The organism is Bacillus sp. DHT2 (assembly GCF_026241455.1).
Taxonomy (GTDB): Bacteria; Bacillota; Bacilli; order Bacillales; family Bacillaceae_G; genus Bacillus_A; species Bacillus_A pseudomycoides.
Genome location: NZ_JAPHWH010000094.1, coordinates 1 through 342, shown reverse-complemented (window position 1 = coordinate 342; position 342 = coordinate 1). Strand labels below are relative to the sequence as shown.

1 protein-coding gene is annotated in these 342 nt (G+C 40.4%); it reads left to right on the top strand.

What is annotated here, in order from left to right; translation table 11 throughout:
- The coding region (locus ORL93_RS31055; protein ID WP_265960356.1) for a Cna B-type domain-containing protein at window positions 1-342 on the top strand (342 nt) is incomplete at both ends.

Sequence of the window (342 nt, the reverse complement as noted above, 5' to 3'; positions counted from 1 at the left end):
AACAACCAGTAGCGGGATATCAATCCGAAGTGAACGGTTATGACATCACGAATACAAAGGTTGGCCAAACAAAAGTAGAAGGAACAAAAACGTGGAAAGACGACAATGCGAAAGAACGTCCGAAAACGATTAAAGTAGACTTACTTCAAAACGGTCAAAAGATTGATACGCAAGAAGTAAGTGAAGCAAGCGGCTGGAAATACGAATTTAAAGACTTAGCGGCATACGATGCGAATGGCGCTGCCTACAAGTATGAAGTGAAAGAACAAGCGGTAGATGGTTACAAATCAGAAGTAACTGGTTACGACATCACAAATACAAAAGTAGGTCAAACAAAAGTAG